Genomic DNA, 25,953 nt, shown 5'->3' on the forward strand with positions numbered 1-25,953 from the left:
ACTGCGCCGCGCGAATTGCCCGAACGGTCGCGCGGCGGTGCGCCCGGAAATACGGATGCATGGAAAGGCCGGCCCCGAACCGGGGGCATCAAGCAGCCATGCCGTAGCGTCAAGCGCGCGCGGTCATCCGCTGCAGGGTGGCCAGAGCAGAGCGCAGGGCCTCGTCGGTTTCGAGCGGGGCTGCGGCGGCGGAAGACACGGATGCCGCAGGCGGCGCGAACGCGGCGGTGCCAGGCTGGGCAGGCCGGAGCGGAACGACAGCTTCGGCCAGTTGAGGGGCGGCAACGGGCGCAGGACGGCTGAACAGCGGCGTGGCCGAGGCGGTGTTGAGTGCCTCTCCGCTCAGGTCACCGGCAGCAATTGCACCGAGGCGGTGCAGGATCGCCTCGCGTGCCGAGCCGGCCGGGGGCACGTCTCCGGCAAGTGCGGCATCGGCGGCGATGCCAGCGAGGTGCGGCTGCGAGAAGGGGCCGGGGGTGAAGTCCGGTTCGGCGGCGGGGATGACAGCTTCGGGTGTTTTGACCCTGGCTTCAACCACGGCCGCGTTGGAGGCCTTCTGCGCGGCAATGGCCAGCGCGAGGCGCTCGATAAGCTGGACAAGGCCGAGGCTTTCGAGCGGAGCGCCAGCAACCGGCGACCACGTGCCGTCCGAAACGTCGGGCAGGGCGGCGACAAAGCCGGCGGGGAGCTGCGGCGTAGCGGCGATCAGGACGGGCGCGGCGGGCTGGGCTTCGGGTTCGGGTTCGGGTTCGGGTTCGAGCTGAACCGGAGCTTCCTCGGCGGCGATCGGTTCGATCTGCGGGTCGGCTGATGCAGCCGGATCCGCAACGTCCGCCAGTTCGAGCGCAGCGAGATCGAGCGGACGGACCGCGCTGGCACCGCCGGGGGTGAACTCGGCAATCCACGGACCGACATCGGCGGCGGGCTCGCTGGCAGCAGGCGCCGGCCTGGAGCGCAGCAGCGGGACTGCGAAGCCGGGTGCAGCTTCCTCACCGAGCGGATCGATGAGAGCTTCGGTCAGCACCAGCGGACGGCGCGGCGGCGCATCGGGGTGAGCGTCGCGTGCGCGCACCTTGTAGACGGGTTCGGCTTCCGGTTCGGCAGCGGGAACAATCGGTTCGGCCTGGCGAGCTTCCGCTGTGCCGCGCGGACGCAGGCGCAGCGCCAGCGCGAGACCGAGCCCAGCGCCGAAACCGGCGAGCAGGAAAGCCAGCAGCAGATGCGCGGTGAAGCCGAGCGGCGGCGCAGCGGCGGGGACCAGTGCGGGAAGCCCGGTCTTGAGCACGAGCGCGCCGAGCGCGCTGCCGGGGATGGCAAGGCTGCCAAGGCCGAACAGCGCGGCGAACCACAGTGCGGCAAAGGCGGGAAACAGGCGGTGCGTGGTGATCGGCGCGCCTGCGCGCTTGCGAGCGCGGGCAGCGGCGCGGCGAGCTGCGCGCGGCGTTTCGTCCAAATCTTCCGGGCCGGGCTTCACCCAGTTCGTCGTGGCCTGAACCTTCTGGCGAAACGTACTCATGGCGCGTGTCAGACCCCGAACTGGGTGGAAGGGTGTTCCCGCGGGAGCCAGGCCCTCGTTCAGGCCGCAGCGCCGGGGATTGCTTGCTTTCGGGTTAACAGCGTTTGGTAAACGGAATCATAACGGGCCGCGTTGAGGGACCAATCGTGCGCGCGTTCGACGAAAGCGCGGGCGACGGTGCGACGGGCATCCCACATCGGACGATCGCCGAGCAGGCCGGCCATGGCGCTGGCGAGGCCGGCGGGATCGTCGGGCGGGAAGAGCGTGCCGGTCATCCCGTCCTCGATGAGTTCGCGGTGGCCGCCGACCGCGCTCGCGGCGACGAGCTTGCCCTGGGCCATGGCCTCGAGCGGCTTCAGCGGCGTGACGAGCTCGGTCAGGCGCATCGCCTTGCGCGGATAGCAGACCACATCGACGAGGGCGTAGTAACGGTCCACCTCGTGATGCGGGACACGGCCGATGAAGTGGATCGCGGAAGCGGCCGGGGATGCGGCGGCCTGTGCGCGAAGCTGGGCCTCCGCCGGGCCGCCGCCGACGAGGAGCAGGCGGGCATCTGGCTGTCGCGCGAGGATCATCGGCATCGCGGCGATGAGGTCGTCCAGCCCTTCATAGGGGTAGAAGCTGCCGAGGAAGCCGATCACCGGCCCCTCGCCCAGCCCGAGGCTGCGGGCGAACGCGGCATCGCGGGCCAGCGGCTGGCCGAACAGCGCGAGATCGACGCCGTTGGGCATGATGGTGATCTTGGCGGCCGGGAAACCACGCGCGACGAGATCGCTGCGCAGCCCTTCGCAGATGGTGACGACGGCATCTGCTCCGCGCACGACCCGGTCTTCGAGCGCGCGAGTGAGGCGGTAGCGCAGCGAGCCTTCGCTGCCCGTGCCGTTGCCGACCGCGGCGTCTTCCCAGAAGGCGCGGATCTCGTAGACGACGGGCAGGCCGAGGCGGCGTCCGGCGCGCACCGCGGCCAGGCCGCCGAGCGCGGGCGAGTGAGCATGCAGAACCTGCGGGCGCCATTCGCGCGCGACGGCTTCGATGCGCCGGGCGAGCGCGCCGATTTCCTGCCATTCGCCGAGGCCCGGAAGACGGGGGGCTGAGCCGGAAGGCTTGCCGGGCGTGCGGTAGAACAGGAGGCCATCGTGCGCTTCGGGCTCTTCGCCTGTCAGCGCCGCGGTGTGACGCAGGCCGGTGAGGCCGCGCACTTCGTGCCCCAGCCCCTCCTGCGCCTTGAGAATCGCGCGCGTGCGGAAGGTGTAGCCGCTTTGCAGCGGCAGCGAATGATCGAGAATATGCAGCACCCGGGTCATGCGAATTGCCATGCCACGGCAGGACTTAACGCCGCGTCAACCGAGTTTGCCTAAACAGCGGGATCAGACAGTTCTATCCGTGGCCGCAGGTTTAGGCAGATGCCCGCATGATCGATATCTTCACCGTCGTGGTGCCGCACCTGCTGATGGGGATCGCCGTCTGGCGCCTGATGCACAACGACGCGCTCGATAGCGATCCGATCCTGCCGGGGATCAAGAGCACGCTGGCGCGGCGCAAGGCGCGGACTTCGATGCGCGGGCAGGACACGCCGGGTGCTTAATCTCTTCCTCACCGCCTTCGTCGCCGCGTTTCTGGTAGCCGGGATCCGGCGGCCGTTCCTGTTCGTGCTGGCCTTTGCCTATATCGACATCGTCGCGCCGCAGAAGGTGAGCTGGGGCTTCCTGCAGATGATCCCCATCAGCCTGATCGCGTTCGTGGGCGCGGTGACAAGCTGGGCGGTGGCGGAGAACAAGGACGGCATCCGCTTTTCGCCGCGCCAGTTCGTACTGCTGCTGCTGCTCATCTACTGCGGCCTCACCACGCGCACGGCCGACTTTCCTGAAGACGCGCTCGAAAAGTGGTCGTGGGTGTGGAAGGCGCTGGTCTTCGCGATGTTCCTGCCGCTGACCTTGCGGACCCGCCTGCGGATCGAGGCGCTGGTGTTGATCATGGTGCTTTCGGTCGGCGTGATCGTGATCGGCGGCGGGATCAAGACGCTGGCGGGCGGCGGCGGCTATGGCGAGCTCAAGCTGCTGGTGAACGACAACACCGGGCTTTACGAAGGCTCGATCATCTCGACCGTGGCGGTCTGCGTGATGCCGCTGGCGCTGTGGCTGGCGCGCTATGGCACGATCTTCAAGCCGGGGTGGCTGGTCTGGCTGTTTGCGCTGGGCATCTGCTTTGCCTGCCTGCTCATGCCGGTGGGGACGCAGGCGCGCACCGGGCTGATCTGCGTGGCGGTGCTGGTTCTGATGATGCTGCGTTCGGTCAAGCGGCGGATGCTCTACATCGGCGTGATGGGCGCCCTGGCGCTGATTGCGATCCCGCTGCTGCCGCAAAGCTTCACCGAGCGGATGAACACGATCCGCAACCACCAGTCCGATCAGTCCGCCTCGACGCGCGTGGCGGTGTGGAAGTGGACGATCGAATACGCCAAGACACATCCGTTTGGCGGAGGCTTCGAGGCCTATCGCCAGAATGTCCTCTCGTATGACACGATCCAGGCCGAAAACGCGGGCGACAACAACACTGCCATCGAGACGCAGCGGATCGAGGAGCGGGGCCGCGCCTACCACTCGAGCTACTTCGAGATGCTGGGCGAGCAAGGCTATCCCGGCCTTGGGCTGTGGCTGCTGCTCCACATCCTCGGCGTGGTCCACATGGAAGTCATCCGCCGAAGTTACGCGAAGGACAAGTCTCCCGAACTGGGCTGGGTAACGCCGCTGGCAGATAGCCTGCAGCAGGCGCAGATCGTGTACTTGTTCGGCGGGGCCTTCGTGGGGATCGCGTTCCAGCCGTTCTGTTACATGCTGGTGGGGCTGCAATGCGGGCTTTCGGCCTATATCGGCCGGGTGAAACGCGCCGTGCCCAAGCCATTCCGCGCGCCGCGCCCGAACACACCGCCCCGGCCAGCCTCCGCCTGAGACTTCAGCCGCCCCGTTGCACAGCGCCGCGTTTGCCGCCTAGAGAAGGGGCAAACAGGAAAGCCTGAACGGGAGACGGCAGCAATGAAGATGATGGCACCGGGCGCAATCAAGGATCTCGTCGGGCAGGTGGTGGGCACCTCCCAGTGGATCGCGGTGACTCAGGAGCGGATCAACCAGTTCGCCGAGGCGACTGGCGATTTCCAGTTCATCCATATCGACGAGGAAAAGGCCAAGCTCACCCCGTTTGGCGGGACGATCGCGCACGGGTTCCTCACGCTTTCGCTGATCCCGCTGCTTACGATGGAAAGCGATTGCCCGCGCCCCGAAGGCGTGAAAATGGGCGTCAACTACGGCGGCAACAAGACGCGTTTCCTCGCCCCCGTCCGCTCGGGCAAGCGCGTGCGCGGCGTGTTCAAGCTGCTCGAGCTTGACGAGAAGCGCCCCGGCCAGTGGCAGCAGACGATGGAAATCACGGTGGAGATCGAGGGCGAGGAGAAGCCCGCGCTGATCTGCGAGTGGATCACGCAGTTTTTTGTGTGAGGGGTTGGGCTGGCAACACCGTCGAGCAGCGGCTCAAAGCCAGGCGGCAATTTAGGAGAACAAGTGCGACACCGCGCTTAAAACCCAATTGTCCTTGCACAGACCAAAGCATTGCGACAGTCTTCCAAGTTCAGAGACCAATGGAGATCGCAGTGCAGGACAGGGCTTTTGAACGCCGACTTTCGCTACTGCCCCTAATCGGCTCGACCGCCAAGCTGGTTGGTCTTATTGTTGCGCTGTCACTCGGCGTAGTAATATCTTTGCCTGCGGCAGCCAAACCTTATGGACCTCTGATAAGCCCACTCATTCTGATCCCGGACAAGGCCCACGCGGAAGGTGATGTATGGGAGATTGGCTATGGGAATGGGGTTTTCACGGGCACTGTAGTGCAGTCAGCTGTTGCGCTGCCGGAAAAGGCCTCATGGGATTTCAAGGGCCTGCCGGTGGAAGTATCGCCAGAGACGCCCTTGAGAAAGGCCACCTTACCGCCGGGCGGCCCCTTGAACGCATTCCAAGGTTCGCTTTTTTGCGCCGAAACCATGCCGCTGCCACTCAAGCAGCGCATGGACCGGGTGACCAAGCGCTTCCTTTTCGAGAAGGAAGTCAGAGTCTGCCTAGGCGATAGCGAGTCCGACGGAACCTTTGAAACAGCAGTGCTATTCGGCGTGGTTGACCAAGCCGAGCTGGCCTTCCAGCCGATCGCGCCTATCAAATACACTACAGCCGCGAACTACCCGTTTAAAGACCGAGGCAAGTTTGCCGTCGTCCTATACAAGCGGGGGGCGATAGGCGATTCCGAAATGATGCCCATTTCCGATATGATGGACGGCAAACTCAGGATCACCGATGTCAGTATTGATGAAACAGAGAAACACTATACGACAAATCGAGGCACAAGCGTTACCCCAATGGTTCTGCCTAAAAAACTGATTTATGGTGACGGTATTGTAACCATATTATCAGTGGATAAAATTACAAAGCGAGTTACAGTCAGGTTGGATCATCAAATTTCAATAATACCAATTGGATTTACATTTCAAACAAGTGCAAACACCTACTTTGGATCAAATATGACCGTTAGTGGCGGAACCTATCAAGAAGTTTTTTGAACCTCTATGGGTCGCTCCATATGGTGTCCCTATGCGCTACCGACACGAGTTTCGGAAGTTCTCTTAAGCCACCACGCTCAGCTTGCGGGCCATCGCGTTGCTCTTGATCCAGCTTTCGACCACCGGGGCGATGGACGTGCGCCAGCGCGAGCCGTTGAAGATGCCGTAATGGCCGACTTCGGGCGCGAGGTGATATTTCTTGAGCTTTTCCGGCAGGTTCGGCGTCACCTTGAGCGCGGCCTTGGTCTGGCCGATGCCGGAGATGTCATCACGCTCGCCCTCGATGCACAGGATCGCGGTATCGCGAATCGCGGCGAGATCGACGCGGATGCCGCGGTGGACGAGTTCGCCCTTGGGCAGCGCGTGGGTCTGGAACACGACATCGACGGTCTGGAGGTAGAACTCGGCAGTCATGTCGCAGACCGCGCGGTATTCATCATAGAACGCCTTGGCGGCATCGGCGCTTTCACCGTCGCCCTGGATGAGGTGCTTGTAGAGCCCGTAGTGGGCGTTCATGTGGCTGCCCAGGTTCATCGACATGAAGCTCGCGAGCTGGACGAAGCCCGGATAGACCTGCCGGCCCGCGCCCGGATAGTTGGCCGGAACGGTGGTGATCACATTGTGCTTGAACCACACATAGGGCTTGGTGATCGCATGATCGTTCACCGCGGTCGGACTTTCGCGCGTGTCGATCGGGCCGCCCATCATGGTGAGCGTGACCGGGCGGCAGGGATGCTCGCGCACCGCCATCACGCCCGTGGCGGCGAGCGCCGGGACCGAGGGCTGGCACACGGCCATCATGTGCGTGCCGGGGCCGATATGTTCGAGATAGCCGATCAAATAATCGATATATTCGTCCAGATCGAAGCGGCCTTCGGCAAGCGGCACGTACTTCGCGTCCGCCCAATCGGTGATGTAGACCACGCAGCGTTCGAGCATGCGTTCGACCGTGCCGCGCAGGAGCGTGGCATAGTGGCCGCTCATCGGCGCGACGATCAGCAGGCGCGGCGCATCGGCGGGCAGGCCTTCGTGCGTGAACTTGCGCAAGTTGCCGAAGGGCTGCTGGATCTCCACCGTCTCGTTCACGGCGTGGGCCGTGCCATCGACGGTGATGACCTTGAGGCCGAAGGTGGGCTTGCCGCGCGGCGCGGCAGCGTGGGCAAACACCTCGAGCGCGGAAGCGAGCATCTGGGTGCCACCGAAGGGCGCCCAGGGATTGCGTGCATCGGCGAGCATCTCGGCGCTCATGGATGCCATGGCGCTGCCAGCATTGAGCATGGAGCGCTGGATTTCGTAAGCCTTGTAGAGCACTGCGAACACCTGTTTGTTATTGCGGAGCCGTAGACAGCTCCGATTACGCCCAGTGTGCCGCACATCTCGGCCTTGTGCAACGCACCATTGTCCCAAGCTGGTCGCGATTGCCCCGCTGCCCCCTTCCAGCCCCCGCTCGCTTGGGCTAGGGCGGACGCGATGGACGTCACCCCCGAGAACACCGGCCCCGAAGTTCCGGCTGCCGAAGCCGCAACGGCCGAAGCTGCAACGGCCGCCCGCCCCGCGCGCACATTGAGCCCGCTGCGCATGCTGCTGCGCGAAGGCGCGTCCTATCCTGGCGAAGTGGCGATTGCGCTCACCGCGCTGCTGATCACCTCTGGCGCGACCATCGCCATTCCCGCCAGCTTCAAGTCGATCATCGACAAGGCGTTCGGCAAGGGCGCTGACGCCGAAACGATCAATGCCTCGTTCCGCTGGCTGCTGGTTGTGGTGGTGATCCTTGGGCTTGGCACCGCGGTGCGGTTCTACTTCGTATCGTGGCTGGGCGAGCGCGTGGTCGCCGATATCCGGCTCAAGGTGCAGCGCAACCTGCTGCGCATGCCGCCGAGCTTCTTCGAGACGAACAGCCCGAAGGAAATCTCCTCGCGCATGACGTCCGATACCGCGATCATCGAGCAAGTGGTGGGCACCACGACTTCGATCGCGCTGCGCAATTCGATCACCGCGCTGGGCGGGATGGCCTATCTCTTCACGCTGGCCCCCGCGCTGACGGCGGGGCTGCTGGTGGGCATCCCGGTCGTCGTCGGCCCCATCGTGTTCTTCGGTTCAAGGCTGCGCAAGGCCTCGCGTTCCAGCCAGGACCGCGTGGCCGACATCGGCGTGCAGATCAGCGAAGTGCTGGGCGCGATGAAGGTCGTGCAGGCGTTCGGGCAGGAAAGCCGCGAGGCTGGCCGGTTTGGCGAGGCTGTGGAGCGCACTTTCAGCGCGGCCAAGCGGCGCATCATGATCCGCTCGATCATGACCGCGATCGTGATCGTCATGGTGTTCGGCGGGATCGCCACGCTGATGTGGCAAGGCGCGACGGCGGTGGCCAACGGTTCGATCAGCGGCGGCACGATTGCAGCTTTCGTGCTGACCGGCGGGATCGTCGCGGGCGCGGTCGGCGCGCTGACCGAAGTCTACGGCGATCTGCTGCGCGGCGCGGGTGCGGCGGGGCGGCTCAACGAATTGCTGCTCGAGCAGCCCGAGATCACGGCCCCGGCGCGGCCCCTGCATCTGCCGCAGCCGCCGCGCGGGCAGATCGCGTTCCAGAACGTTTCGTTCCGCTATCCCAGCCGCCCGGAAGTGGCTGCGCTGGAAGATTTCTCGCTGGCGGTGGAGCCCGGTGAGACGGTGGCGATTGTCGGGCCTTCGGGCGCGGGCAAGTCCACGCTCTTCCTGCTGGCCGAGCGGTTCTACGACCCGCATGCCGGCACCGTGCGGATCGACGGTGTGCCGCTGCCGCAGGCAGACCCGGCCGAAGTGCGCGCGCGCATGGCGCTGGTGCCGCAGGAAGGCGTGCTGTTTGCCGCCACCGCGCGCGACAACTTGCGCTATGGCAACTGGAGCGCGAGCGACGCGCAGATCTGGGAAGCCGCAGAGGCCGCCAATGCCGCGGGCTTCCTCAAGGAACTGCCGCAGGGGCTCGACACGTTCCTTGGCGAAGACGGCGCGCGGCTTTCGGGCGGGCAGCGCCAGCGCATCGCGATTGCCCGCGCGCTGCTGCGTGACGCGCCGATCCTGCTGCTCGATGAAGCCACCAGTGCGCTCGACGCCGAAAGCGAGCGGCTGGTGCAGGACGCGCTCGACCGGCTGATGAAGGCGCGCACCACCCTTGTCATCGCCCACCGCCTCGCCACCGTGCGCGCGGCGGACCGGATCGTGGTGATGGAAAAGGGCCGGATCGTCGAACAAGGCACGCATAGCACGCTTTCGGCGCAGGACGGGCTCTATGCCAGGCTCGCCCGGCTGCAATTCGACAGCGCAGAGGCCTGATTTTCAAGCTGAAGTGCCCATACGGGGGCTTCCCTTGATGCGCGGACCGAGGCAGAAAGCGGCCAAGCCCCTTCTGGCGACCCGCACCCCGATACCCCATCAGATGGAAGCCTTCCGCCCATGATGAAATACCTTGCCGGCGCTCTCGCTGCCGTTTCCGGGTTTGCGCTCTGCGCGCCCCTTGCGCATGCCGATGACGCCCCCGTCAGCCAGAGCCCGGCCAGCCAGAGCCCGGCAAAGATCGACGGCTATCCGATCCCGACCTTCGGCGGCTGGGGGCTCAATCCGGCCGATATCGACGCTGCGGTGAAGCCGGGTGACGATTTCTACGCTTATGTGAACGGCAAGTGGGACCGGTCCGAAACGACCCCGCCGCAGTATGCCTACAGCGGCGTGACGCTCGCGCTGGTGCTCGGCGCGGAACAGGCGGTCAAGCAGATCGTCGAGGAACTGGCGAGCACGCCGCAGACCCCCGGAACCACCGGCCAGCGGATTGCCGACAGCTACCGCGCGTTTCTCGATCAGGGCGCGATCGATGCGGCCGGGCTCGCGCCGGCAAAGCCCTATCTCGATGCGATCCGGAACGCGAAGTCCCGCGCGGAGATCTCCGCCCTGTTCGCGGCGCCCGGCTATCCCTCGCCGGTGAACTTCTATGTCAGCATCGATCCGGAAAACCCCAAGGCCAACGTGGCGTTTACCGGGATCGGCGGGCTCGGCCTGCCGGACCGCGATTATTACCTCGTCGATAGCGAGCGCAACCGCGATCTGCAGAGCAAGTACCGGGCTTATCTCGCGTTTCTGCTCGGCAAGGCGGGCTATGCCGATCCGGCTGGTACGGCGGCCAAGGTCTATGAATTCGAACGCAAGATCGCGGTGACCGACTGGGACAAGGCCGTCTCGCGCAATCCGCTGCTGACCACCAACCGGGTCAAGCGCGCCGATCTCGTTGCGCTGGGCGGCGCGTTTCCGGTCTCGCCGCTGCTGGAGGGCAACGGGCTGGGCAAGGTCGATGCGGTGATCGTGGGCGAGATTCCGCCGAGCCCCGAGAAGATCGCGAAGCTGGGCCTGACCAAGGAAGACCTCGCCAAGCTGGGCGGCGGCTTCCCGGCTTTCATCAAGCTGCTGGGCGAGGAAGACCTTGGCACCCTGCAGGCCTGGGCAGCGGCACATTTCCTTTCGGACAAGTCGGCCGTGCTGCCGAGCGATATCGATGCGGCGCATTTCGATTTCTACGGCAAGACCCTGCAGGGCAAGGAACGCGATCGGCAGCGCTGGCAGCGCGCGCTTTCTAACGTGCAGTCGCAGATGGGCGAGGCGATCGGCCAAGTCTATGTCGAGCGGCATTTCCCGCCTTCGAGCAAGGTCGCGATGGTCAAGCTGGTGAGCAACTTGCGCGCTGCGCTGGCGGCAAACCTCAAGGATCTGGCGTGGATGACGCCGGAAACCCGGCTCGCTGCGCAGCGCAAGCTCGATCAGTTCACCGTGAAGATCGGCTATCCCGACAAGTTCAAGCGCTATGACGGGATGAACATCAAGCCCGGGCAGGCGCTTGCCAATGCGGTCGAAAGCGAACGCTGGCACTGGCAGGACAGTCTGGACGAACTGGCCAAGCCGGTCGACAAGACCAAGTGGCTGATGACGCCGCAGACGGTGAACGCCTATTACATGCCGCCGGCCAACGAGATCGTGTTCCCGGCCGCCTATCTGCAGCCGCCCTATTTCAACCCCGCCGCCGATGACGCGGTGAACTATGGCGCGGTGGGCGCCACCATCGGCCACGAGATCGGCCATGGCTTCGACGACGAAGGTTCGCGGTACGATGGCACCGGCGCGCTGAAGGACTGGTGGACCGAAAAGGACCGCAAGACTTTCGATTCGTTGACCGCCCGGCTCGCGACGCAGTACGACAAGCAGTGCCCGTTCGATAACGGCAAGACCTGCCACAACGGCAAGCTGACGCTGGGCGAGAACATCGGCGATCTTGGCGGGCTTTCGATGGCCTATCAGGCCTATCATCTCTCGCTGGGCGGAAAGCCCGCGCCAGTGATCGACGGGCTGACGGGTGACCAGCGGTTCTTCCTGTCCTACGCGCAATCGTGGCGCGACAAGTACCGCGAGGCGCTCTCGCGCCAGCTGCTCACCACCGATCCGCATTCGCTGCCGATTGCCCGAGTCAACGCGGTCGTCCGCAATTTCGACCCGTGGTACGCCGCCTTCAACGTGAAGCCGGGCGACAAGCTCTACCTGCCGCCCGAGGAGCGCGTGCATATCTGGTGACATGACCAAAGTTTAAGCCGCGAGCGCGCTTGACAGGGCGCGGCGCGGCGGCGAGGCGTTTGCCCCATGGATACGACCATCACCGCCGTTCTCCTTGGCATCGTCGAGGGGCTTACCGAGTTCCTTCCGGTCTCCTCGACCGGGCACCTGATCCTTGCGTCCGAGCTGTTCGGCTATGATGCGAAGACCTGGGATGTGTTCAACGTGGTGATCCAGTTGCCGGCGGTCATGGCGGTGGTGGTACTCTACTGGCGCACTTTCCTCGATGTGGCGGTGGGTGCGCTGCGGGGATCGCGCGAATCGATCGCGTTCGTGCGCAATGTGCTGGCGGCCTTCATTCCGGCCGCGATCGTGGGCGTGCTGTTCAAATCGCGGATCGACCTGCTGCTCGAAAACCCGATTGTGGTCTGCGTGGCGCTGATCCTGGGCGGCTTTGCGATCATCGCGGTAGAGCGGCTGGTTTCACACCAGACCTACCGGCCCGTGGGGCAGATGCCGCTCGGCCAGTCGATCAAGATCGGCATGATGCAGTGCATCGCGGTGATCCCCGGCGTCTCGCGCTCGGGCGCGACGATCATGGGCGCGCTGGTGCTGGGCGAGAACCGAAAGACGGCGGCGGAGTTCAGCTTCTTCCTCGCCGTGCCGACCATGTTGGGCGCGACGGTGAAGCAATTGTGGGACCACCGGCACGAGCTTTCGGCGGGCGCGGGCCCGGTCGGGATGAAGGAAATCGCGATCGGCTCGGTCGTCTCGTTCGTTGTCTCGCTCGTCGTGATCAAGTTCTTCATCGGCTACGTCAGCCGGAGCGGCTTCACGCCATTTGCCGTCTATCGGATCGTGCTGGGGGCGGCAGGGCTGGCGTGGCTGCTGTGGGTGTAGCCCTGGGGCGCTAGCGCGGGCTGCGCGAAACCTGCAACACTTGCCCAATTCCCGTCCATGCTGAGCTTGTCGAAGCACTGCACTTCCTTGAGCGGCCGACGCGCATCCTTCAAAGAAAGAGCAGTCCTTCGACAAGCTCAGGATAGACGGGTTTGGGGACAATGGCGGTTCGCATTTACCGCTCTTTGCGCTAGACCGGCGCGGCGCCTGAGCCCCGCCCGCCGCGCAAGTGATATTCCAGCGTGCCGCGGTGGAGCACGTCGTCCACATCGATCACCGCGCTGCCGGCATAAGTGAACCCCGCGCCAAGTCCGCGATAGAGCCGGTCGAAATCGCGCTCCACGGTCTGGCGATAGAGATCGGCGAAGCTTTCGATCACGAAGTAGGTCGGCTGAAGATCATCGATCGCGTAGTCCGTGCGCATCACGCGGTCGACATGGAGGAACACGCGGTTGGGTGACTGTGCCTCCAGCGCAAACACCGCTTCGGTCGGGCCGGAGAGAATGCCGGCGCCATAGGCCCTGAGGCCGCCCGCCTCCATGATCAGCCCGAATTCGACCGTGTACCAGTAAAGCGCGCCGAGCGCCTTGAGGCGGTTGTAGCGCATCGCCTTCCACCCGGCGCGGCCATATTCCTGCATGTAATCGGCGAACACCGGATCGGTGAGCATCGGCACGTGGCCGAACACATCGTGGAAGACATCCGGCTCCTCGATATAGTCGAAGCGTTCGCGCGGGCGGATGAAGTTGCCCGCGGGGAAGCGGCGATTGGCGAGGTGCCAGAAGAACACGTGATCGGGGATCAGCATCGGCACCGGCACGACGCTCCAGCCGGTGAGCGCACCGAGTTCCGCCGAAAGCCGCGCAAAATCGGGCACGCCGCCGCGCCCCAGATCGAGCCGGTCCAGCCCGTTGAGGAAGGCGCTGGCGGCGCGGCCGGGGAGCACCTGCATCTGGCGGGCGAAGAGATCATCCCACACGCGGTGCTCTTCGGCAGAATAGTCCGTCTGGCGCGGCTCGAGCCAATCCTCGCCGACATGCGCGGGGCGCTGCAGCGGCGCGGTGAACACACCGGCAGGCAATTCGGGGAGCCGCGTGAAATCGGCTGCTAGTTCGACAAGCTCTGACATGGTTTCAGTTGCAACTTTTAACAGGTCCGCCCTGCCCGTGCAATCGGCAGCGATTGCCAAAGCGGCGGGGGTGCGACAGTCTGCCCGCGCCGAGCGAGAGGAACGGAACGAGAGGAGCAGGCGTGAGCGGAAAAGATCACCGGGACGAACTGGGCCACAAGGCCTACGAAGCAGCGCTGGAAGCCATGCAGGGCGAGCTGACCGCGATGGCCGGCTGGGCCCGGGCATGCGGCGCGCGGATCCTCGTGATCTTCGAAGGGCGCGATACCGCGGGCAAGACCGGCGCGATCCACGCGATCTCGCAGAAGCTCAACCCGCGGCAGGTGCGCACGATCGCGCTGCCTGCGCCGACGGACCGGGAAAAGACACAGTGGTACTTCCAGCGCTATGTCCCGCACCTGCCCGCAGGCGGCGAGATCGTGCTGTTCGACCGCAGCTGGTACAACCGCGCCGGGGTCGAGAAGGTCATGGGCTTTGCGACCGAGACGCAAGTCGAGGCGTTTCTGGATGCGGTGCCCGGTTTCGAGCGGATGCTCGTCGATGATGGGCTGCTGTTGTTCAAGTACTGGCTGACCTGCGATCAGGAGGAGCAGGAGGAACGCTTTGCCGAGCGGCACGACGATCCGACCAAGCGCTGGAAGATTTCCCCGATCGACGTGGCAGCGCGCGGCAAGTACCAGGCCTATACCGAAGCGCGCGAGGCGATGCTGAAAGCGACGCATACCAGGCACGCGCCGTGGACGCTGGTCGATTTCAACGACCAGCGCCGGGGGGGGCTGACTCTGGTGCGTGATCTGCTGGACCGGCTTCCGATCAAGCAGGTGGAGGAGAAGGTTCCCGGCCTGCCGCCATTGGCCGAGCCTTGCGCCAAAGAGCATTTCGAGGTGCTGAAACCGCTCAAGCCATTCGCGGTGGACTGACGCCGGCACGCTGGATCGCGCTTTTTCATCACCGCCGGAAGCCATAGGATGGAACCGGCAGAGACTGTGGATCGATAGAGGAGTTGGATCTTGGCTGACGTAGGGGATCTCAACCGGAACGACCAGCGCCTGCTCGCCAAAACCCGGTTCAGCGGCACCGATCATTTGCAATACATCTGGGCGATTCAGTGCGAGCGCACGGATTGCGGCCATGTCTACGGCGTGAACGGTTCCGACTTCCACCATCGGCGGTGTCCGAAGTGCGATGGCGGAGCAAAAGGCATCTGACGCAGCGGAGCAAGCCACTTACGCGGTGAACGAAGCCACGTCAGTTCGACGACATGGCTTGACTTTTGCCCGATTCGCTCACAACGACCGGCGCCTGTCTGGCGGCGTGGCAACGCGCCGCCGCATCTGTTTTACGCGCGCAAGAACTTTCAGGATAAAGCCATGGCCAAGCCAACTACCGTCAAGATCCGCCTGGTCTCGACCGCCGACACCGGCTTCTTCTATGTCACGAAGAAGAACCCGCGCAACACCACCGAGAAGATGGTGTTCCGCAAGTATGACCCGGTGGTGCGCAAGCATGTCGAGTTCAAGGAAGCCAAGATCAAGTAAGCGGCTCATGGCCCGGCAGAGAGCCCGGACATGGGTTCACGCCGGGTTCAATGCGCCTGAGGCACTGGCAGGGGGATGACCATTTTGCGCACCCCTGCCCGCCGGCTTTCAGCTTCCCGATCCATCATGGCCGCCGCGCTTATGGCGTTGGCGGCCCCTGCCATGCCTGTGGCAGCGGCACCGGGAGCTGCGGCGCCTGCGGCCAATCCGCAAGTCGAGCAGGCGGTTGCTGCCTTGCGCGCGATCACCACGCTGCAGGCCGATTTCGTCCAGACCGATCGCAATGGCCAGCGCCTGACCGGCGTGCTGTCGCTCCAGCGCCCCGGCAAGATCCGCTTCCAGTATCAGCCGGGCGTGCCGCTGCTGATCGTCTCGGACGGCGCGGCGCTGACCTTGATCGACTACGAAGTGCGGCAGGTGCAGCGCTGGCCGATTCGCAACAGCCCGCTCGGCGCGCTGCTCGATCCGAACAAGGACGTCGCGCGCTATGCGACGCTCAACCAGACCGGCCATCCCGATGTGATCAGCATGGACGTGCATGATCCCCGCCACCCCGAATACGGCTCGATCACGATGATCATGCTGCGCAAAGCGGGCGCGCCGGGCGGATGGGAGCTCAACAGCTGGATCGCGCTCGATTCGCAGAATCGGCGCACCACCGTGCGGCTTTCGAATCAGCGCTACGGCGTGGCGCTGCCTTCGAACATTTTCCGCTGGAACGATCCGCGCGGCACTGGCCGCAAATAGGGTCCGGCTCGTCGCAACTGCGCACGGGGCCGTCACGGTGTTGCGACAATTTACGACCACTTTGGGACTTCCCTGACAGGATCGTTCATCCGCCAGCAAGCGGCGGGGTCCTAGAAGGAAGGGGTCAAGACGGAGCCGACCGGGTTCGCCCCCCCTGTTACCTGGTCCACTTTCTCCGTCTGACAGCGTGACGAACGCACAAGGAACCCTCGGACCATGCCCCCGGTCCGAGGGTTTTCTTGTTTGCGGCTCGGGGTTCCCCCAGAAGCGACTGCGAACGGCGGGTTTCTGCGCTTCCGGTGCTCACGCACTGAAGTACGCTGCGCTCCGGTTCTCGAAATCCACCATCCTCGCTAGCTCCTGAGGAAACCCGAACAACCGGACGCCTCGCGTATGGGCCGGTTGCCCGCGCGCGCGGCTTGCCGCTGCAAGCCAAGCCTCCTAAAGCCCGCGCATGGCCTCCCCAACGCTATCGATCGCCACCTGGAACATCAATTCGGTGCGGCTGCGCATCGATCAAGTCGAACGGTTCCTGACCGAACAGGCGCCCGATGTGCTGTGCCTGCAGGAAATCAAGACCGCCGAGGCGCTGTTTCCGCACGCAATGTTCGAGCGGCTGGGCTACACCCACCGCGCGGTGCATGGGCAGAAGGGCTACCACGGCGTCGCCACTGTCAGCCGCCTGCCGATCCGCGAAGTGAACCGGCACGATTGGCAGGCCAACGGCGAGGCGCGGCATGTGGGCGTCGAGGTGCTCGGTGCGGGCCAGGGCCTGATTCTCGAGAACGTCTATATTCCGGCAGGCGGGGATATTCCCGATCCGCAAGCAAACCCCAAGTTCGGCCAGAAGCTGGCGTTCCTTGAGCGGATGACGCGCTGGGCCGACGCGCTCGATCGCCCGACTCTGATCGTGGGGGACTTCAACATCGCCCCGCTGGACTGCGACGTCTATGACCACAAGGCGCTGCTCAAGGTTGTCAGCCACACGCCGCAGGAAGTGGCGGCGCTGGCAGCGTTCGGCGATGCGCATGGCTGGGTGGACCTTGGCCGCAAGCATATCCCTGCGCCGGCGCGGAACTATTCGTGGTGGTCCTACCGCTCCTATTGGCGCGAGAAGGATCAGGGGCGGCGGCTGGACCATATGTGGGCCTCGCCCGAACTGGCCGCGCAATCGCTCTCGCACCGCTTTGTCGAGGAAACGCGGCGCTGGGATCAGCCTTCGGACCATGTGCCGCTGGTGACGGAGTTCGCGCTTTGACCGCAGCGGCCCGGGCGGCGGCGCTGGCGCTGGATGCGCTGCGCCATGGCTGGGCGATCCGGGTGGAGGCGCAAGATGGCGCGCTCGATCTGCTGCCGGCGGAAACCGCGTTCGTGCAGCCGGGGCTCTATGCCGCGCGGCTGCTGATTTCGCATGCGCGCGCGGCCACGCTGAAGCTCGCCAACCAGCGTGACGCGGCGGAGCCGCATATGCCGGTGATGATCCACGGCGCGGAGCCGTTTTCGCTCCACGGCGCGCGCACGCTTGCCGATCCGGCGCTCGATCTGGCCGAGCCGATGCGCGGGCCGTTTCGCGCCGACCCATGCGCGGCGCAATCGGCAGCGGTGGCGGCGATGGAGCTGGCGCGGCTGGCGGGAATCCTCCCGGCGTTCATGGTCGCGACGGGCGTGGAGCCGGCGGTGGTGGTGACGCCCGCCGATCTGGCCGCGTTCAAGGATCCGCAGGAGCTTACGATTCAGGCGCGGGCGCGGCTGCCGGTCGATGCTTGCGAGCATGCCGAGATCATCGCCTTCCGCGCGCGCGATGATCTGCGCGAACATGTCGCGCTGGTGATCGGCACGCAGAGCGGCGACCATGTGCCGCTGGTGCGGCTCCACAGCGAATGCCTGACGGGCGATGTGCTCGGCAGCCTCAAGTGCGATTGCGGGCCGCAGCTGGATGCGGCGCTGGCGCGGATGGCCGAAGAAGCGAATGCCGGCGGTTGGGGCCTGCTGCTCTATCTGCGGCAGGAAGGGCGCGGGATCGGCCTCATCAACAAGCTGCGCGCTTATGAGCTGCAGGATCAGGGCTTCGACACGGTGGACGCCAACGAGCGCCTGGGCCTGCCGAGCGAGGCGCGCGATTTCCCGGTGGCGGCGCGAATGCTCGATCTGCTTGGCGTGCCGGCGGTGCGGCTGCTCACCAACAACCCGGCAAAGGTTGCGGCATTGGAAGCTGTGGGCGTGACGGTGAGCGAGCGGGTGGCGCATCAGCTGCCAGCCAATCCGCACAATGCGCGCTATCTCGATACGAAGCGCGACCGGACGGGGCATTTGCTGCGTTAAAGATCGCCGCGTTCGAGTTCGAGGAGTTCGGGCGGGAGGCGCAGCGCGCGGGCGGCAAGGCGGGTTTCAAGCAGCAGGAGCACCAGCGCGGCCATCAGGAGCGCGATAGCGGCGACGAAGGTGAGCGCCGTCACCACGCGGAGGTCCGTGCCGACGAGTTCGCTGAGGAACAGGGCGGCGACCGTGGTGCCGATGGCGAGGCCGCTGATCACGAGGCACAGCAGCGCGCGGCCGACATGGGCGATGCGCTGATCAATGATGCGCATTTCGACCACGACCACATCGTGCTCGCTGCCTTCGGTGCCGGGGTGGAGCATCTGCAGGTGACGCGAACGATCGACCATGCGCGCGAGGCGTGTGGTGAGGATGTTCATGATGTTGCCGATCGCGACGAGCATGAAGACCGGGGCCAGCGCGAGCTGGATGGTCTGCGCGATCATGGCGGGATGTTCAGGCAGCACGATCAGGCGGCACGAACGATGATGCTCTGGCTTTCGGGCGCGAAGCGGAGGGCCGAGGCCGAAGGCGCGGCGGCGCATTCGCCGGGGCGCAGGACGTCTCCCGCCAGTTCCACCTCGCCGCGGCGCGGGAGGACGAGCATGGGGCCGTCATATTCGGCGAGCAGCGCGGCATCGGGCGCGCCTTCGACCCGGTGCGCGGTGAAATAGGGCCCGCGGGCAAGCTCCACCGTACCGGTGGGCGCGAGGTGGCGGTGGAGCGCAGGGGCGTACGGTTCACCCTTGGCCACGGTGATGCCCTTATCGAGATGCAGCGGGCGCGGGCGGCCATAATCGTAGAGGCGGTAGGTGATGTCCGAGTTTTGCTGGATTTCGATCAGGCTGACTCCGGCGCCGATGGCGTGGACAGTGCCGGCCGGAATGTAGAAGAAATCGCCCGCCCGCACCGGGTGCCACACGAGCAGGTCCTCGATGCTGCCATCGAGCGCGGCAACGCGCATGGCTTCGGCACCAACCGGTTCGCGAAAGCCGATGCCGAGCGTGGCGCCGGGTTCGGCATCGATCACCAGCCAGCATTCTTCCTTGCCCGTATCGTATTCGCCGAGCTCCTTCGCCTGCGCATCGTCAGGATGGACCTGCACGGAGAGCTTCTCGCTGGTGAAGATGTACTTCACGAGGAGCGTATAGACGTCCTCGACCGGTTCGAACCAGATTTCGCCGATGCGCTTGCCATAGGGCACCATGAACGGCGCGGGCAGCTGATCGCGGCCCCAGGGCTTCTCCACGGTGCGGACAGCGAGTGCGCTCACTGGTTTACGGCTCCGGAAAGCTTGCCGACTTTCTGAGCACCATCGCGCGTGCAGACGAGGACATTGCCCTTGTCGACCACCACGATGAGATCTTGCGCGCCGATCACCGAGACATGCGGGCCATCGCTATCGACGAGGACATGGGTGCAATCGACAAGTTCGACCGGGCCGCGCACCGCGTTGCCGGCTTCGTCCTGATCGAGCGCATCGTGGAGCGCCTGCCAGTTGCCGATATCGGACCAGGCCATTGCGGCGGGGACCATCGCGGCGCGGGCGGTGTTTTCCATGACCGCGTAATCGACCGATTCGCCTTCGATCAGGGCGAAGGCAGCGGCATCGGGGTGGAAGCGGGTGCCGTCTTCCCGGCCCTTTGCGACGGCCGCGCGTACTGCTTCGGCGAGTGCGGGGCGATGTGCGGCAAGTTCTTCGAGGAAGGTGCCGGCGCGGAATGCAAAGATGCCGCCGTTCCATGCATATCCGCCATCGGCGAGGAAGCCGATCGCGCGTTCAAGATCGGGCTTTTCGACGAACTGGGCCACCGCGAAGCCGCCCGAGCCAAAGATGGCCTCACCGCGCTTCAGATAGCCGAAACCGGTTTCGGGCGCGGTGGCGGCAATGCCGAAGGAGACCAGCCAGCCTTCACGCGCCAGCGCAGCGGCTTCGCGCGCGGCGGCCTGAAAAGCGGCGACATCGCCGATGTGGTGGTCGCTCGGGCAGACGAGCATGACTGCATCGGCAGGCAGGCGCAGCGCCGCGAGCGCGATGGCGGCGGCGGTGTTCTTGCCTTCCGGCTCGACGATCACCGTGCTGCGCGCAGGATCAGGCAACTGCGCCTCGACATGACCCAAATGCGCCGCGCCGGTGACGACGATGGGCGCACCGAAGCCTGCTTCGGCGGGGCAGCGCAGGACAGTCGCTTCAAACAGCGTGGAATCGCCGACGAGCGGCAGGAACGGCTTGGGCATGACCTTGCGCGAGCGCGGCCAGAGGCGAGTGCCGCTGCCGCCGCACAGAACAACGGGAGTTATTGCGTCCATGGGATTCCTGTCCAAGTGCCCCCGCCGCCGGGAGCATCAGCTATGCGCATCCTTTCGGTGCCATGCCAGTACCCTAGGTGCAAGTGACTGCTGGTCCATTACAGTCCTGCAGGCGGCTTGGTGCCCGGCACGAAGAAGCTTTGCTGCCAGCCATAATCGGATTCGATGGGGTTCCCGGCGCGATCTGTCGCGGGGCGGAACCGGAAGCGCTGGGTGGCAAGGCGGCAGGTGATGGCATCGGCTTCGGGATCGGGGCTCGGCTTGTGGATGCGGCAGGCGCGGACGCGGCCGTCCGTACCCACGGTGAGAACCACGATAACGCTTGAGCCGAGGCGCAGGTTCCGGGTGCGCGCGGGATAATCGCGCGTGGCGGTGATATCGCCCGCGATCTTGACCGCACGGCTGGCGCCCGCGCCCGCCCCATCGCCGTTGCCGCCGCTGCCCGTGCCGGTGCCGGCCGTGCCGCCACCGGTACCGGCACCTGCGCTCGATGCACCCGAATTCGTGGCATCTCCCGTTGAGGCGGCGGGGGCGGCAGTCACCGCCTTCGTCGGTATTTTCGCGGGGGCGGCGACCACGGGCTTGGGCTTGGCCGCCTTGGCAGCAGCGCCTTCGGCCCCGGCAGGCTTGGACGTCGGGGCCGGGCTGGCGGGCGGCGGTGGCGGATCGAGCGGGATGGAGTAGGCGGCAGTGGCCGCGTCCTGGATCATCGTGATCGCACTACTGGCAAGGCCGGTGAAGATCGCGAAGCCGAGGCCGACATGGAGGACAGCAACCGCCAGCCACAGCCAGACGCGCGTGCGGCGGCTGAGCGCGGGGCGGTCGCTGAAGCGGGTGCTGGCGGGCGCGGTGGTCACCCAGCGTGTCTAAAGCATCCGGGGCCAAACCGGAATCCTAGTCGCTGAGGAAGCTGTCTTCGCGCGCAAGCGAGACGAGCCGCAGGCCATGCGCGGCCGCCTGCTGGGCGGCCAGCGTGGAGGCGGCGGAGATCGTGACGAGCAGCGGGCAGCCCGCCAGCACCGCCTTCTGCACCAGTTCGAAACTGCACCGGGCGGTGAGGACGATGAAGCCCTCCCCTGCCCTCAGCCCGGCGTGCGCCATCGCGCCGAGCAGTTTGTCGAGCGCGTTGTGGCGGCCGACGTCCTCACGAACGAGATGGACGGTGCCATCGGGCGCGCAGAACGCGGCGGCGTGGACGGCGCGGGTGGCCTGCCCAAGCGGCTGGAGCGCAGGGAGGGCGGCGACAGCGCGGAAGATCGCGGCGTCATCGACTTCCAGCCGCGCCTCGACCATGGGCAGCGGACGCAGGACCTGTTCGAGACTTTCGATCCCGCAGAGGCCGCAGCTGCCCTCGGCCAGGCGCAGGCGCGCGCGCTCCATCAGCGGGGCGGCATCATCGGCGGCGAGCTGGATCCGCAGCATCCAGCCGCCGGCGGGAACCTCGCTCGCCTCGGCAGACAGGAGCTGGGCGGGCGATGCGATCAGCTGTTCGGAAAGACAGAAGCCCAGCGCGTAATCGCCAAGATCCGCCGGGGTCGCCATCATCACCGCATAGCCGAGGCCGTTGATCTCGACCGCGATGGGCGCTTCGATCGCCAGCAGCCGCTCGCGCGGGGCGGGCGGGCGGCCATCGGCGAAGTGCTCGGCAAAGCTGCGCGGTACCGCAGCCGGGTTCGCCGGTTCAGGCAGCATGCGACGCAAGCTGTTCCAGCGCCGCGCGTGCTGCCGGATCGAGCAGGGCGCCCTCGGCCTTGCCGAGCACGGCAAAGACATCGGCCTTCATCCGCGGCGACCAGAACGCCTCGATATGTTCGGCGATCATGGCCGCCGGGTCCGGCTCGTGCGTGACGTTGCGCGCGATCTGGTTGGCCATGTAGATCAGCTTCTCGGTGGTATGTCCGCTCATTCCGCCGGCTCCATTGCGCCTTCATGCCCCTGGATGCGGCGCGAATGCGCGGCCTGAGCTTCATACTCTTCCTGCCACTCGGTCGGGCCGTTGGAGGGGGTGATCTGCACTGCGGTCACCTTGTATTCGGGGCAATTGGTCGCCCAGTCCGAATAGTCGGTGGTGACGACGTTGGCCTGTGTCGCGGGGTGGTGGAAGGTGGTGTAGACCACCCCCGGCGCGACCCGATCGGTGACGGTGGCGCGCAGCGTCGTCTCGCCCGAGCGGCTGGCGAGGCGCACCCAATCGCCCGACTTGATGCCGCGGTTTTCCGCGTCGGTCGGGTGGATTTCGAGCAGGTCCTCCGGATGCCACACGACATTGGCGGTGCGGCGGGTCTGCGCGCCGACGTTGTATTGGCTGAGGATGCGGCCCGTGGTGAGGAGCAGCGGGAAGCGCGGGCCGGTGCGCTCGTCGGTCGGGACATAATCCGTCACCACAAACTTGCCCTTGCCGCGCACGAAGCCATCGATGTGCATGATCGGGCTGCCATCGGGCGCGGCATCGTTGACCGGCCACTGCAGCGAGCCTTCGGCATCGAGCCGTGCGAAGCTGACGCCCGCGAACGTGGGCGTGAGGCGAGCGATCTCGTCCATGATCTCGCGCGGGTGGGTGTAGGCCCAATCGAGGCCCATCGCCTGCGCCATCAGCTGGGTGATCTCCCAGTCCTCATAGCCATTCTTCGGCTCCATCACCTTGCGCACCGGCTGGATGCGGCGTTCGGCATTGGTGAAGGTGCCGTTCTTTTCAAGGAACGTGGAGCCCGGCAGGAAGACATGCGCGTAGTTCGCGGTCTCGTTGAGGAAGAGGTCCTGCACGATCACGCATTCCATCGCGGCGAGGCCTGCCGCCACATGCTTGGTATCAGGGTCGGACTGGAGGATGTCCTCGCCCTGGATGTAGATTGCCTTGAACAGGCCGTCGGTCGCGGCATCGAGCATGTTGGTGATGCGCAGGCCCGGCTCGGGATCGATGGGCACGCCCCATTCCGCCTCGAACAGCTGGCGAGTCGCGGCATCGGAAACGTGGCGGTAGCCGGAGAGCTCATGCGGGAAGCTGCCCATGTCGCAGGCGCCCTGCACGTTGTTCTGCCCGCGCAGCGGGTTCACGCCGACACCGCGGCGGCCGATGTTGCCGGTGGCCATCGCGAGGTTGGCGATGGCCATGACGGTGGACGAACCCTGGCTGTGCTCGGTCACGCCGAGGCCATAATAGATCGCCCCGTTGCCGCCGGTGGCGAACAGGCGAGCCGCGCCGCGCAGGTCTGCGGCTGGGACGCCGGTCACGGGCTCGAGGAATTCGGGGCTGTTGCGATCCAGGGAGACGAAATCGGCCCAGTGGCGGTATTCCTCCCAATCGCAGCGTTCGCGGATGAAGGCTTCATCGGCGAGGCCTTCGGTGACGATCACGTGGGCGAGCGCAGTAAGCACCGCGACATTGGTGCCCGGGCGCAGCGGCAGGTGATAATCGGCGCTGATGTGGGGGCTGCGGACAAGATCGGTGCGGCGCGGATCGATCACGATGAGCTTGGCGCCCTGCCGCAAGCGGCGCTTCATGCGGCTGGCGAAGACGGGGTGGCCGTCGGTCGGGTTGGCGCCGATCACGAAGATGACGTCGCTATCCTCGACCGAATCGAAGTCCTGCGTGCCCGCCGAGGTGCCGAAGGTGGTCTTGAGGCCATAGCCGGTGGGCGAGTGGCAGACGCGCGCGCACGTATCGACGTTGTTGGTGCCGAACCCGGCGCGGACCAGCTTCTGGACGAGGAAGGTTTCCTCGTTGGTGCAGCGGCTGGAGGTGATGCCGCCCAGCGCATTGCGGCCGTACTTGGCCGAGATGCGCTTCAGTTCGCTGGCGGTGTGGGCGATGGCCTCGTCCCAGCCGACTTCCTGCCACGGCTCGTCGATCGAAGAGCGGATCATGGGCGAGAGCACGCGCTCCTGATGCTGCGCATAGCCCCAGGCGAAGCGGCCCTTGACGCAGGAGTGGCCGCGATTGGCCTTGCCGTCCTTCCACGGCACCATGCGCACGACTTCCTCACCGCGCGTTTCGGCGCGGAACGTGCAGCCGACGCCGCAATAGGCGCAAGTGGTGACGACGGCGCGTTCGGGCTTGCCGATTTCCTTGACCGCCTTTTCCTGCAAGGTGGCGGTGGGGCAGGCCTGGACGCAAGCGCCGCACGAAACGCATTCGGAGGAGAGGAAGGTGTCGGACGAAAGGCCCGCGCTGACCTTGCTGTCAAAGCCCCGGCCTTCGATGGTGAGCGCGAGAGTGCCCTGCACTTCATCGCAGGCGCGCACGCAGCGCGAGCACATGATGCACTTCGAGGGGTCGAAATCGAAGTAGGGGTTCGACACGTCCATCGGCTGGGCGAGGTTGTTCGCGCCTTCATAGCCATAGCGCACATCGCGCAGGCCCACGGCGGCGGCCTGATCCTGCAACTCGCAATCATTGTTGGCGCTGCAGGTGAGGCAATCGAGCGGGTGATCGGAGATGTAGAGCTCCATCACCCCGCGCCGCAGCTTTTCGAGGCGTTTGGTCTGGGTGTGGACCTTCATGCCTTCCGAAACGAGCGTGGTGCAGCTGGCGGGGGTCCCGCGCATCCCGTCGATCTCGACGAGGCAGAGGCGGCATGAGCCGAACTGCTTGACGCTGTCGGTCGCGCAAAGCTTGGGGATCGAGCCGCCCGAGACGGCGGCGGCGCGCATGACCGTGGTGCCGGGGGCGACGGAGACTTCGCGCCCGTCGATATTCAGCGTGACCGTCGCTGCGCCCCGGACTTCCGGCGTGCCGAAATCGGGCTGGGGGCGATAGGTTTCGCGTTCACTGTCCATCGAGATGCTCCTGCGCGGCGACAAGATCTTCGCGCGTGTTGATATTGGCGGGGCTGGCCGAAAGCGTGACGGGCCGCGCACCGATCATGGCGGCAAAGGCGCGCATCGAGTGCCTGGCATCGGCGGCAAGAAAGGCATCGAGCATGGGGCCGGCCGAGGCGGGCCAGAGGCCGATGACGGGCTGGTCCGCAACATAGGCGGGCGCTGGCGCGAGATCGGCGCTTGTCTGCGGCGCCAGGCCGCCGCAATCGACGCCGCACGTGAGCACATCGCTGTAGCCATGGCTTGCGGCGTGATGGAGCGCAGCGTTGATGCCGCCGAGGGGGCCCATGCCGGCGCGCGGGCGATCAGCGATGTCACCGCGACCGACCACGATCACGCCGTCGCATTGTGCTTCGAGCGACGCGACGGCCCGCGCCAGCAGGGTTTGACCGCCCAGCGCGGCGAGTGCCTTGTCGCTGCCGAAGCGCGAGGACTGGCCGCCGGCAAGGACTGCGCCGAGGATCATGATTTCCCCACCGTAGTTCTGTGGCCCTTCGACAAGCTCAGGGCGAGCGGA

The 25,953-nt window shown here is 65.8% G+C and carries 25 protein-coding genes; 13 read left to right on the forward strand and 12 right to left on the reverse strand.

The genetic code is table 11. The annotated features are described in order from the left end of the window. Positions 1–109 precede the first annotated feature (109 nt). Positions 110–1,516: a hypothetical protein gene (locus ACO056_RS00160; RefSeq protein ID WP_421850036.1), complete on the reverse strand. Its 1,407-nt coding sequence runs from the start codon at positions 1,514–1,516 to the stop codon at positions 110–112. 59 nt (positions 1,517–1,575) lie between these two features. Next, positions 1,576–2,820: a TIGR04063 family PEP-CTERM/XrtA system glycosyltransferase gene (locus ACO056_RS00165; RefSeq protein ID WP_421850039.1), complete on the reverse strand. Its 1,245-nt coding sequence runs from the start codon at positions 2,818–2,820 to the stop codon at positions 1,576–1,578. A gap of 107 nt (positions 2,821–2,927) precedes the next feature. On the opposite strand from ACO056_RS00165, the gene ACO056_RS00170 reads away from it, so the two are divergent. The 4 genes from ACO056_RS00170 (at position 2,928) to ACO056_RS00185 (ending at position 6,116) form a co-directional block, all read left to right on the forward strand. Beyond that, positions 2,928–3,101: a hypothetical protein gene (locus ACO056_RS00170; protein WP_421850042.1), complete on the forward strand. Its 174-nt coding sequence runs from the start codon at positions 2,928–2,930 to the stop codon at positions 3,099–3,101. After that, positions 3,094–4,464 carry a putative O-glycosylation ligase, exosortase A system-associated gene (locus tag ACO056_RS00175; RefSeq protein ID WP_421850045.1) on the forward strand — a complete coding sequence of 457 codons (1,371 nt, stop codon included), beginning with the start codon at positions 3,094–3,096 and terminating at the stop codon, positions 4,462–4,464. The genes ACO056_RS00170 and ACO056_RS00175 overlap by 8 nt, the downstream gene beginning before the upstream one ends. A 93-nt stretch (positions 4,465–4,557) precedes the next feature. Further along, positions 4,558–5,007 carry a MaoC family dehydratase gene (locus ACO056_RS00180; protein ID WP_421855596.1) on the forward strand — a complete coding sequence of 150 codons (450 nt, stop codon included), beginning with the start codon at positions 4,558–4,560 and terminating at the stop codon, positions 5,005–5,007. 140 nt (positions 5,008–5,147) lie between these two features. After that, positions 5,148–6,116 (forward strand): hypothetical protein, encoded by a 969-nt coding sequence (locus ACO056_RS00185; RefSeq protein WP_421850048.1) that lies wholly within the window; start codon positions 5,148–5,150, stop codon positions 6,114–6,116. 63 nt (positions 6,117–6,179) lie between these two features. Here the strand turns inward: ACO056_RS00185 and ACO056_RS00190 are convergent, their stop codons facing one another. Then, positions 6,180–7,427 (reverse strand): polyhydroxyalkanoate depolymerase, encoded by a 1,248-nt coding sequence (locus ACO056_RS00190; RefSeq protein ID WP_421855599.1) that lies wholly within the window; start codon positions 7,425–7,427, stop codon positions 6,180–6,182. A gap of 159 nt (positions 7,428–7,586) precedes the next feature. Here ACO056_RS00190 and ACO056_RS00195 point away from each other — a divergent pair, with 159 nt between their 5' ends. From ACO056_RS00195 to ACO056_RS00205, 3 genes are all read left to right on the forward strand, one after another. Continuing rightward, positions 7,587–9,422, forward strand: a complete 1,836-nt coding sequence (locus ACO056_RS00195) for an ABC transporter transmembrane domain-containing protein (protein ID WP_421850051.1) — start codon at positions 7,587–7,589, stop codon at positions 9,420–9,422. A 120-nt stretch (positions 9,423–9,542) separates the two neighbouring features. Then, complete coding sequence (locus ACO056_RS00200; RefSeq protein WP_421850054.1) at positions 9,543–11,699, forward strand: M13 family metallopeptidase; 2,157 nt, start codon at positions 9,543–9,545, stop codon at positions 11,697–11,699. 66 nt (positions 11,700–11,765) lie between these two features. Beyond that, the gene (locus tag ACO056_RS00205; RefSeq protein ID WP_421850057.1) at positions 11,766–12,578 is read left to right on the forward strand and encodes an undecaprenyl-diphosphate phosphatase; all 813 of its coding nucleotides are present in this window, start codon (positions 11,766–11,768) and stop codon (positions 12,576–12,578) included. Positions 12,579–12,768: 190 nt separating this feature from the next. Here the strand turns inward: ACO056_RS00205 and phhA are convergent, their stop codons facing one another. Then, positions 12,769–13,707 (reverse strand): phenylalanine 4-monooxygenase, encoded by a 939-nt coding sequence (gene phhA, locus ACO056_RS00210; protein WP_421850060.1) that lies wholly within the window; start codon positions 13,705–13,707, stop codon positions 12,769–12,771. Positions 13,708–13,892: 185 nt separating this feature from the next. Here phhA and ppk2 point away from each other — a divergent pair, with 185 nt between their 5' ends. The 6 genes from ppk2 (at position 13,893) to ribA (ending at position 18,314) form a co-directional block, all read left to right on the forward strand. Continuing rightward, a complete protein-coding gene (gene ppk2, locus ACO056_RS00215) occupies positions 13,893–14,627 on the forward strand; it encodes a polyphosphate kinase 2 (RefSeq protein ID WP_421855602.1) in 735 nt (244 codons plus the stop codon). A 90-nt stretch (positions 14,628–14,717) separates the two neighbouring features. After that, on the forward strand, positions 14,718–14,915 hold the full coding sequence (locus ACO056_RS00220; RefSeq protein WP_421850063.1) for a hypothetical protein: 198 nt from the start codon (positions 14,718–14,720) through the stop codon (positions 14,913–14,915). Between the two features lie 162 nt (positions 14,916–15,077). After that, positions 15,078–15,245, forward strand: a complete 168-nt coding sequence (gene rpmG, locus ACO056_RS00225; RefSeq protein WP_054106051.1) for a 50S ribosomal protein L33 — start codon at positions 15,078–15,080, stop codon at positions 15,243–15,245. 162 nt (positions 15,246–15,407) lie between these two features. Then, positions 15,408–15,992 carry a LolA family protein gene (locus ACO056_RS00230; RefSeq protein WP_421850066.1) on the forward strand — a complete coding sequence of 195 codons (585 nt, stop codon included), beginning with the start codon at positions 15,408–15,410 and terminating at the stop codon, positions 15,990–15,992. A 454-nt stretch (positions 15,993–16,446) separates the two neighbouring features. Continuing rightward, positions 16,447–17,250, forward strand: coding sequence for an exodeoxyribonuclease III (locus ACO056_RS00235; protein WP_421850069.1), 804 nt, complete (start codon positions 16,447–16,449; stop codon positions 17,248–17,250). Beyond that, positions 17,247–18,314: a GTP cyclohydrolase II gene (gene ribA, locus ACO056_RS00240; RefSeq protein ID WP_421850072.1), complete on the forward strand. Its 1,068-nt coding sequence runs from the start codon at positions 17,247–17,249 to the stop codon at positions 18,312–18,314. Before ACO056_RS00235 ends, ribA begins: the two co-directional genes overlap by 4 nt. On the opposite strand, the gene ACO056_RS00245 is transcribed toward ribA, so the two are convergent. The 8 genes from ACO056_RS00245 to ACO056_RS00280 all read right to left on the reverse strand — a co-directional run bounded on the left by ACO056_RS00245 (position 18,311) and on the right by ACO056_RS00280 (position 25,902). Beyond that, a complete protein-coding gene (locus ACO056_RS00245) occupies positions 18,311–18,754 on the reverse strand; it encodes a DUF2721 domain-containing protein (protein ID WP_421850075.1) in 444 nt (147 codons plus the stop codon). The two genes, ribA and ACO056_RS00245, sit on opposite strands and share 4 nt — an antisense overlap. A 23-nt stretch (positions 18,755–18,777) precedes the next feature. Continuing rightward, positions 18,778–19,581 carry a class I mannose-6-phosphate isomerase gene (locus tag ACO056_RS00250; protein ID WP_421850078.1) on the reverse strand — a complete coding sequence of 268 codons (804 nt, stop codon included), beginning with the start codon at positions 19,579–19,581 and terminating at the stop codon, positions 18,778–18,780. Continuing rightward, a complete protein-coding gene (locus tag ACO056_RS00255; protein ID WP_421850081.1) occupies positions 19,578–20,618 on the reverse strand; it encodes a mannose-1-phosphate guanylyltransferase in 1,041 nt (346 codons plus the stop codon). Before ACO056_RS00255 ends, ACO056_RS00250 begins: the two co-directional genes overlap by 4 nt. 98 nt (positions 20,619–20,716) lie before the next feature. Then, positions 20,717–21,475, reverse strand: a complete 759-nt coding sequence (locus tag ACO056_RS00260) for a TonB family protein (protein WP_421850084.1) — start codon at positions 21,473–21,475, stop codon at positions 20,717–20,719. A 37-nt stretch (positions 21,476–21,512) separates the two neighbouring features. After that, positions 21,513–22,310, reverse strand: a complete 798-nt coding sequence (gene fdhD / locus ACO056_RS00265; RefSeq protein ID WP_421850087.1) for a formate dehydrogenase accessory sulfurtransferase FdhD — start codon at positions 22,308–22,310, stop codon at positions 21,513–21,515. Then, on the reverse strand, positions 22,300–22,524 hold the full coding sequence (locus tag ACO056_RS00270) for a formate dehydrogenase subunit delta (RefSeq protein WP_421850090.1): 225 nt from the start codon (positions 22,522–22,524) through the stop codon (positions 22,300–22,302). Before ACO056_RS00270 ends, fdhD begins: the two co-directional genes overlap by 11 nt. After that, positions 22,521–25,394 carry a formate dehydrogenase subunit alpha gene (gene fdhF, locus ACO056_RS00275; protein ID WP_421850093.1) on the reverse strand — a complete coding sequence of 958 codons (2,874 nt, stop codon included), beginning with the start codon at positions 25,392–25,394 and terminating at the stop codon, positions 22,521–22,523. The genes ACO056_RS00270 and fdhF overlap by 4 nt, the downstream gene beginning before the upstream one ends. Continuing rightward, positions 25,384–25,902: a molybdenum cofactor guanylyltransferase gene (locus ACO056_RS00280; RefSeq protein ID WP_421850096.1), complete on the reverse strand. Its 519-nt coding sequence runs from the start codon at positions 25,900–25,902 to the stop codon at positions 25,384–25,386. The genes fdhF and ACO056_RS00280 overlap by 11 nt, the downstream gene beginning before the upstream one ends. Between the last annotated feature and the right edge of the window lie 51 nt (positions 25,903–25,953).

Source organism: Novosphingobium sp., from assembly GCF_965228995.1.
Lineage (GTDB): Bacteria > Pseudomonadota > Alphaproteobacteria > Sphingomonadales > Sphingomonadaceae > Novosphingobium.

What these genes read in the sequence shown, in the direction of transcription:
- ACO056_RS00160 (WP_421850036.1), bottom strand. Translation starts at nt 1,516, where the DNA reads ATGAGTACGTTTCGCCAGAAGGTTCAGGCCACGACGAACTGGGTGAAG.
- ACO056_RS00165 (WP_421850039.1), bottom strand. Translation starts at nt 2,820, where the DNA reads ATGACCCGGGTGCTGCATATTCTCGATCATTCGCTGCCGCTGCAAAGC.
- ACO056_RS00170 (WP_421850042.1), top strand. Translation starts at nt 2,928, where the DNA reads ATGATCGATATCTTCACCGTCGTGGTGCCGCACCTGCTGATGGGGATC.
- ACO056_RS00180 (WP_421855596.1), top strand. Translation starts at nt 4,558, where the DNA reads ATGGCACCGGGCGCAATCAAGGATCTCGTCGGGCAGGTGGTGGGCACC.
- ACO056_RS00185 (WP_421850048.1), top strand. Translation starts at nt 5,148, where the DNA reads ATGGAGATCGCAGTGCAGGACAGGGCTTTTGAACGCCGACTTTCGCTA.
- ACO056_RS00195 (WP_421850051.1), top strand. Translation starts at nt 7,587, where the DNA reads ATGGACGTCACCCCCGAGAACACCGGCCCCGAAGTTCCGGCTGCCGAA.
- ACO056_RS00200 (WP_421850054.1), top strand. Translation starts at nt 9,543, where the DNA reads ATGATGAAATACCTTGCCGGCGCTCTCGCTGCCGTTTCCGGGTTTGCG.
- ACO056_RS00205 (WP_421850057.1), top strand. Translation starts at nt 11,766, where the DNA reads ATGGATACGACCATCACCGCCGTTCTCCTTGGCATCGTCGAGGGGCTT.
- phhA (WP_421850060.1), bottom strand. Translation starts at nt 13,707, where the DNA reads ATGTCAGAGCTTGTCGAACTAGCAGCCGATTTCACGCGGCTCCCCGAA.
- ppk2 (WP_421855602.1), top strand. Translation starts at nt 13,893, where the DNA reads ATGCAGGGCGAGCTGACCGCGATGGCCGGCTGGGCCCGGGCATGCGGC.
- rpmG (WP_054106051.1), top strand. Translation starts at nt 15,078, where the DNA reads ATGGCCAAGCCAACTACCGTCAAGATCCGCCTGGTCTCGACCGCCGAC.
- ACO056_RS00230 (WP_421850066.1), top strand. Translation starts at nt 15,408, where the DNA reads ATGCCTGTGGCAGCGGCACCGGGAGCTGCGGCGCCTGCGGCCAATCCG.
- ACO056_RS00235 (WP_421850069.1), top strand. Translation starts at nt 16,447, where the DNA reads ATGGCCTCCCCAACGCTATCGATCGCCACCTGGAACATCAATTCGGTG.
- ACO056_RS00245 (WP_421850075.1), bottom strand. Translation starts at nt 18,754, where the DNA reads ATGATCGCGCAGACCATCCAGCTCGCGCTGGCCCCGGTCTTCATGCTC.
- ACO056_RS00255 (WP_421850081.1), bottom strand. Translation starts at nt 20,618, where the DNA reads ATGGACGCAATAACTCCCGTTGTTCTGTGCGGCGGCAGCGGCACTCGC.
- fdhD (WP_421850087.1), bottom strand. Translation starts at nt 22,310, where the DNA reads ATGCTGCCTGAACCGGCGAACCCGGCTGCGGTACCGCGCAGCTTTGCC.
- ACO056_RS00270 (WP_421850090.1), bottom strand. Translation starts at nt 22,524, where the DNA reads ATGAGCGGACATACCACCGAGAAGCTGATCTACATGGCCAACCAGATC.
- fdhF (WP_421850093.1), bottom strand. Translation starts at nt 25,394, where the DNA reads ATGGACAGTGAACGCGAAACCTATCGCCCCCAGCCCGATTTCGGCACG.
- ACO056_RS00280 (WP_421850096.1), bottom strand. Translation starts at nt 25,902, where the DNA reads ATGATCCTCGGCGCAGTCCTTGCCGGCGGCCAGTCCTCGCGCTTCGGC.